The following is a 2,124-nucleotide window of genomic DNA, read 5'->3' as shown; positions in this document are numbered from 1 at the left end:
CCCCGCTACCATTTTTTTTATGGCGGCGTAGCTCAGTTGGCTAGAGCATGCGGTTCATACCCGCAGTGTCAAGAGTTCGAGTCTCTTCGCCGCCACCAATAAAAAAGCAGCCTTTGGCTGCTTTTTTATTTTTTGAATTTATATTTTTTTGACTTTTTTATTTCTGATTTCATTTTATACATATATTTATCAGCTCTTTTTATAGTTTTATCTAAAGAATCTTTATATTGTACAATTCCATAAGAAATAAAAACAGGTATATTGTAATTCTTTAAATCTTCCTGAATTTTTGAAAATTTTTCTTTTGCTATTTTAATATCACAATTTTTTAAAATAACCAGAAATTCATCACCGCCAAGTCTGATTATATAATCCTCTTTTCTTAAATGTTTTCTTACTGTTTCTACTGTATAAATTAAAACTTCATCTCCTTTTTTATGCCCATGTTTATTGTTTATTTTTTTTAAATCATTCAAGTCGAAAAAAATCAACGAATCATTCTCATTAAAATGTATTTGTTTTAAAAATAGCCTATTATAGGCATTTGTTAACGGATCCTTCAAAGCTTTCAAAGATATTTTTCTCATTTTTATATGAGCTTTTCTAATTTCTTCCACTAAAGAAATACCAACTAATATTGTATAGGAAAAAATACCATAAGAAAATAAAAATTTACTATTATTTATAGAGAAATTGACTAAAATCAAATCATGAATAATAGTTGCCGCTAAAAAAGTTAATAAAAAAGTATATTTTACATTTTTGTTATATAAAATAATTATATATAACAATAATGCTGTTGGAATCCATGAAAATAAATTATAATAATTCATAAGCTGGTAATAATCTTTTGCTATCAAATAAAAGAAAATAGGTATAATAATCGAAATTTTTATAATAATATTAATAATCTTATATTTATTTTGTTTTAAAGTTACTGTATTTAAGAAAAATAAAAATGCTAAAAGCATGGAAATATAAAAAATTTTTTTTAATAATAAAAAGGTATACATGTTTCCAAAAGAATAATAATGAAAATCAATTGTTGCTATAAATAAAAAAAACATGGAAAAAAGATAATTGTATAAATGATTAACAGATTTCCTATCTAAAAAGAAAATATAACTGATAATCAATATTATAAGAAATAATATTATTCCCCCTATAGAAGATATTAAACCATAATTAATAAAATATAATAAAAGATATTCATGAAGTTTCGATTCTGGTATCAATACAGGTGTAATACGGATACCACCTTTATATAGATCGTAAATAACAAGCTTTAATTTATTTTGATCTTTTAAATTATTTAAAAGTATCAAATGGGGTTTTAAGTAAATATTGAATAAATTATTTTTATTGAATCCGAATTTTTTAATCAAAACATCATTTAAGTATAATTCAGCATAATTAGCAGAAATTTCAGGAAAAACAATATATTGATTTTCTGTTTTTGGAAAATAAGAAATTAAGATATATTCTTCACCTTTTGTTTCTTTAATAATTGGTGTGTATAATTTATTTCCATATTCATCATACCATTCACTTACTTTATAACCGGATAAATTATTTAATTTATAACTTGAAATTAATAATACAAAAAAAATTACAATACCTAAAAGAGAAAGTAGTTTTTTTTTCATACATACCCCCCATTTAACCATTCTAACAAACATACATGATTTATTATATCAATTTTTACTACAAAAAACAATATAATGATATTAAAATTCACATAGATTGTCTAAAAAGTCTCAAATGAAACGAAGACTCGAAGATTGCCCTTAAAATTATGAATGAAAGCCGTCAAAATTACATGGATGTAATTTTGAGCGAAACAATACACGATGTATTGTTTGAGCGACGGCTGAGAATGAATAATTTTAAGGATTAGCAATCAAGCTGTCTGAGTGAATTTGACTTTTTAGACAGTCTTAATTTACATTTAGAATTTTTTACATAAATATTATTTAAAAAACACCAATAAATTCATAAGAAACTTGTAACGAATAAGTATTGACAAAAGAGCGAAAAAATGATAGAATAAATACGGTTGAAATGCCTGAAAGGTTGCCGAGGTGGCGGAATTGGCAGACGCTGCGGACTTAAAATCCGTTGGGT

The 2,124-nt window shown here is 24.4% G+C and carries 1 protein-coding gene and 1 tRNA gene; one reads left to right on the top strand and one right to left on the bottom strand.

Features of this window, described 5'->3' with window-relative positions:
- Window positions 1-21 precede the first annotated feature (21 nt).
- Window positions 22-98: transfer RNA gene (locus XO12_RS10985), tRNA-Met, on the top strand.
- 27 nt (window positions 99-125) lie between these two features.
- On the opposite strand, the gene XO12_RS10980 is transcribed toward XO12_RS10985, so the two are convergent.
- Window positions 126-1,646, bottom strand: a complete 1,521-nt coding sequence (locus XO12_RS10980) for a GGDEF domain-containing protein (protein WP_175420331.1) — start codon at window positions 1,644-1,646, stop codon at window positions 126-128.
- Window positions 1,647-2,124 lie beyond the last annotated feature (478 nt).

Origin of the sequence: Marinitoga sp. 1154, assembly GCF_013363285.1 — a bacterium.
Classification (GTDB): domain Bacteria; phylum Thermotogota; class Thermotogae; order Petrotogales; family Petrotogaceae; genus Marinitoga.
Note: the sequence above shows the minus strand (reverse complement) of the source record. Positions and strands in the feature narration are given on the sequence as shown.